The 5,190-nt window shown below is 48.3% G+C and carries 3 protein-coding genes; 1 reads left to right on the top strand and 2 read right to left on the bottom strand.

The genetic code is table 11. The features are described 5' to 3' along the window. Positions 1-70 precede the first annotated feature (70 nt). Both Q0231_RS08025 and Q0231_RS08030 read right to left on the bottom strand, forming a co-directional pair. Positions 71-1,000 (bottom strand): ABC transporter permease, encoded by a 930-nt coding sequence (locus tag Q0231_RS08025; RefSeq protein ID WP_269393647.1) that lies wholly within the window; start codon positions 998-1,000, stop codon positions 71-73. Between the two features lie 65 nt (positions 1,001-1,065). Continuing rightward, positions 1,066-2,661 (bottom strand): ABC transporter substrate-binding protein, encoded by a 1,596-nt coding sequence (locus Q0231_RS08030; protein WP_299346986.1) that lies wholly within the window; start codon positions 2,659-2,661, stop codon positions 1,066-1,068. Between the two features lie 377 nt (positions 2,662-3,038). On the opposite strand from Q0231_RS08030, the gene Q0231_RS08035 reads away from it, so the two are divergent. Further along, positions 3,039-4,991 (top strand): beta-galactosidase, encoded by a 1,953-nt coding sequence (locus tag Q0231_RS08035; RefSeq protein ID WP_299346988.1) that lies wholly within the window; start codon positions 3,039-3,041, stop codon positions 4,989-4,991. The last annotated feature ends 199 nt before the right edge of the window (positions 4,992-5,190 follow it).

The raw sequence follows: 5,190 nt of genomic DNA on the forward strand, positions 1-5,190 counted from the left end.
ATGAGCACAACAAGCACAACAATGGTGCCGCCAAACATAAGATTCTTATGGGCAAACATTCACTTTAGCATCATTCAAAATCGATCTGTGGGTTTATGGCGCGGTAAAGAATGTCCACCAACAGATTCACTGTGAGGAAGACAAAGATAATCACCAACAAGCAACCTTGAGCGACAGGTATGTCGCGCTGAAAAATAGCTTCCACAACAAGTGAGCCAATGCCGGGCCAAGAGAACAGGCGTTCCACCACCACCGTTTGACCGATGAGTGAACCAAACAACAAACCAGCCGTTGTCAAAATCAGCACAAAAGCGTTGCGAAAAACATGCCTTACATTGATTGCAAGTTCACTCAGCCCTTTGGCGCGAGCGGTGCGCACATAGTCCGAGGTCAGGACCTCTATCACTGCCGCTCGGGTGATGCGGGCAAGCATCGCCGTATACCCCAGCCCCAAAGTGAGCGCTGGCAGCACAAGATTTGCTAGCGAACCATTGCCATAGCCGGACGTGGGCAGCAGGTGCAGCATAAACCCAAAAAAGTACATCAAAAGGATACCCAGCCAAAACTGGGGGATCGACACCCCTCCAACAGCGACCACTGTCAGCAGCATATCCATCCAAGTGCCTTGCTTTAGCGCTGCAAAGAAACCTAAGGGCACACCAATCAGTAGAGCGATCGAAATTGCAGCGAATGCCAGTTTTAGGGTTGCACCCAATCTGGAAAACACAACTTCGGACACATCATACCGCCGCAGGTAGGACTGCCCCATGTCTCCTTGCGCCAGTCGCGTAATGTACTGCACATAACGCTGTACAATCGGCTTATCCAACCCCAGTTCCGCTTTAATCTGCTCCACCACTTCGGGAGCCAATTCAAGACGACCTGCCGAGCTCAGCGCAGCGTTTCCAGGAATAAGGTTGAGCAACAAAAACATGATCAGCGATATCCCTAAGATGGTAGGAATAAACTGGAGCAATCGTCGCACGATGAAAGCGAACATGACGCAATTTCTCTGAATGTGAGGGTAAGGTAAGCTGGCGACACAAAGCCGCCAGCTTCAGAACATTATTTCGCGCGAGGCGAGTTGGCATCAACCCAAACGTCAGCGAAATCTTGATACATAATCTCAATCGCAACCGGCTCAATTCCATGCACCCAAGGCTGCACAGCCAAAACCGCTTTGTTGTAATTGAATAGCCAAACCGCCGCATCATCAGCAAAAATTCGGTCGGCGGCCTGCAGATACTCCACACGCTTTTGCTCATCATTTGTGGTCTGAGCTTTATCCAGCAGCGCATCATATTCGGGGTTGTTGTACTTCACATAGTTACCCGAGTCGTTTGCGGTGGTAGAATGCCAGCGTTTAAGAGCCTTAAGAGGTTCAACGCCTGAACCAAACGACCAGATTATGCCCTGAAAATCACCTGCCACAAGCTTGTCATAAAGGATACCGCCTTCAAGTTGTTGCGTGGTCACTGTGATGCCAATTTTGCTCAAATATTGGCCGACAACTTCAGCAACACCAACGCCATAAGACTTGTTTGCAGTGCCCAAGATCTCCAATTCAAAACCATCAGCATAGCCAGCCTCTGCCATCAGTGCTTTTGCTTTTTCGACGTCATAGCCAAAGCCTTTACCGTTGGCATCAAATGCTTCTGACGTAGACGGCAACCACCCCACTGGATTGTAGGCTTTTCCTTTGAGGAATTTCTTGTTGATCGTGTCTTCATCAATTGCATAGCTGATTGCTTGGCGCACCTTCTTGTCTGATAGAGGCGCATAATCCGCATTCCAAGAAATCAAGCGCGTGAACATTTCGGCGACTTCAACCAAGTGCTCTGAGTAACTCGGATCAGCTTTGTATTGTGGATATTGAGAAGCTTCGACAAGAATTGCATCCAACTCATTCGCGCGGAAAGCAATATCTCGTGTTGAGCCCTCCTGGAGGATTTTGAAGTTCAATTTATCCAAATAGGGTTTTTGGGCTTCGAAATAATTATCAAACTTGCTTAGTTTGACTTCGCTACCCTTAACCCATTCTTCGAACTTGAATGGTCCGCTGCCCACTGGCGAAAGGCCAAACTCATCGCCCGCTGCTTCAACGGCCTCTTGAGGCACGATAGCAGTTCCAGGACGATAGAAATAATATGCAGGATCGACACGGTCATTCAGCGTAATCGAGAAACGCAAATCATCCAAAACGGACAGGCCCTCGACATGATCGGCCTCGCCACTTTCAAAAGCTTTTGCGCCCTGAATGATCTGAATATGCCCAGCATTTGGACTTACAGGTTTCATCGACAGCATACGCTCGTACGAGTAGACAATGTCACTCGCTTTCATGGCACGGCCGTTATGGAACATCATGTCAGCATGCAATTTATAAGTGTAGGTCAGACCATCATCAGACACACTTTCTAGGTTTGCGAGCTCTAGCATCGGCTTTCGATGTTCAGCACTCCACATATAGAGCGATCTGAAAATATTGTTTGTAACCAACAAGTCTTGCTGCTTGCTGGTCTTGTGTGGATCAAGCGACAAGATGCTTCCATCATACGGTGCGACGAAATTAAATTCGCCCCCGGAGTCCGCAGCTTGTGCGGTGCCAGCGAAACCGACAATTGCCGCGAATGCTAGGCATTTCAACTTATTTAGATTCATTATAGCTCCTCCGATTTTTGCGAAAGGCAAGCAGATAACCCGCGCCTGTTCGAAGCTGTCCCGCGCCAAGCGCTCAGTCAGCCGCGCCGATTTAAAACACAATTAAAAATTACGTCAATAATTTTTTTTATAATTATAAATGTAATTTTATAGACACAACTTAGTCTTTACAGCCTTCCCGCCTCTTAACAAGGAGACCGATGGAACTGCGGGCGCAGGTCATGCAAATCCAACATGAAATCATGCGGGATTAACGTCAGCAAAATAAAATCAGATATAAAATTTTGATTGTGATCTCAGATAGAATTTGCAAAGCTCATGAAACCTAAATCTTGGCTTCAGGCCAAGTGAGATGTAAATGGGATGGAGTTGCGTGCGTGGTTGAACTTGGTGTTTGTTACTATCCAGAACAATGGTCAAAAGAAGTCTGGAAAGACGACGCTAAACGGATGGTCGACTTAGGCATTCGCTACGTCCGCATCGCAGAGTTTTCATGGGCATTAGTAGAGCCAAAGGATGACCACTTTGACTGGCAATGGCTCGACGAAGTTATCGAAATACTCGGAACTGCCGGACTTGACGTGGTTATGTGCACGCCCACAGCCGCTCCGCCAAAGTGGTTGGTCGACAAGTTTCCTGCCATTCTGCCCGTCGACAAAGACGGCAACCCGCGCAAATTTGGCGCAAGACGGCACTATTGTTTTTCAAGTGTAGACTTGTTGCGCGAAGCCAAGCGCATAACCAAGCTCTTTGCCGAACGCTATGGCAAAAATCCATATGTCAAAGCCTGGCAAATTGACAATGAATACGGTGACCACAATACAATTTACAGTTTCTCTGACGATGCCACTCATGCATTTCGAAACTGGTTGCAAAAAAAGTATGGAACCATCGACAAGCTCAACGAGGCTTGGGGCAACACTTTTTGGAGCATGAGGTATAACTCATTTGAGGAAATCGACACGCAGCGCAACATGCTTTGCATGACAACCCCCTCCCATGAAGTTGACTATATAGAGTTTTCATCCGACCAGGTGTGCGCGTTCAACAAGGCGCAGGTCGATATTGTTCGAGCGCTATCTCCCAATCGTCCCACAACGCATAATTTCATGGGCCATAACCCTGACTTTGATCACTATAAAGTTGGCGAAGATCTAGATTTTGCGTCGTGGGATAGCTACCCCATGGGGGCCTTGATAAACGCCAATATTTCCGATGACCAAAAACGCAAAATGTTGCGCACGGGCTTACCAGACCAACCCGCGTTCAACAACGAGCTATATCGTACGGTGGGTCGCGGCAATGTCTGGATTATGGAACAGCAACCCGGGCCAGTGAATTGGGCCCGACACAATCAATCTCCCGAAGATGGAATGGTGCGTTTATGGACGTGGCTTGCCTATGCACATGGAGTGGATGTTGTGTGCTATTTCCGCTGGCGACAAGCTAAGTTTGCTCAAGAGCAATACCACGCAGCCTTGCTTTTGCCCAATGGCAAGCCTGACCAGGCTTTCTTTGAAGTCGAAAAAATTGCACAGGAGCGCAAAGCGCTGCCTGCAACCAAAAAACAACAAGCACCTGTTGCCATAATCTATGACTACAAATCGCGATGGGGCGCACGTGCTCTTCCTCAAGGGAAAGGCTACGACCCTGCCAGCCACGCCTTCGAGTGGTACTCCACTCTTTGCAAGCTTGGCGTGGACGCAGACGTTGTTGGGCCCCACGTCGACTTCACAAACTATCAAGCCGTTTTTGTTCCAGATATGATGATCGACAATCTCGATTTTGTCGAAAAGCTCAAGCAATCAAAAACCAAGGTTGTCTTGGGCCCAAGATGCGGCAGCAAGACCGATGAGATGCATATACCTGACCAACTGCCCCCCGGTCACTTTCAACAGCTGATAGACGTGGAGGTTACCCGAGTTGAATCTCTACCCGAATACGCAGATGACCCAATTGAGTTTGACGGAAAAACTTACCGCGCAGACGGCTGGCGCGAGTCTCTTAGCACACATGAAACCGCGTTGGCACATTTCACAAGCAAATATCGGCACGGCAGTCCAGCGATTATTGGCAACGATAAATGTCGTTATGTTGCCACCCAACTGTACGGCAACTTTCTAATGCACTTCATGCAAGATTGTTTGACGTGGGCTGAAGTCGCTTCACTAGGAGACATTGGCGACCTGCGGTTTGTGAAGCGCGGCAAACTCACATTTGTCTTCAACTTTGGCGACGACACAAGAGAAGTTGAGGTGCCGCCAAACGCAGATATTCTTTTAGGTCAGAAGAACATCCCTCCGGCTGACCTCTTGGTGTGGGAGGAATAGTGCACATGCATCTTTCCGTGTTCCCACACCAAAACACCATTTGCTTTGGCACTCAAGCGACACATAGCAGACATTTCGACCCGGAGATCTCAATTGGCAAACGTTGACATAAAAGAACTGCGCAAAAACTATGGTGCGCTTGATGTGATCAAGGGGATCAACCTCAATATCCGAGAGAAAGAGTTCACCTGCTTTCTAG

Source organism: uncultured Maritalea sp. (assembly GCF_937139385.1).
GTDB lineage: Bacteria > Pseudomonadota > Alphaproteobacteria > Rhizobiales > Devosiaceae > Maritalea > Maritalea porphyrae_A.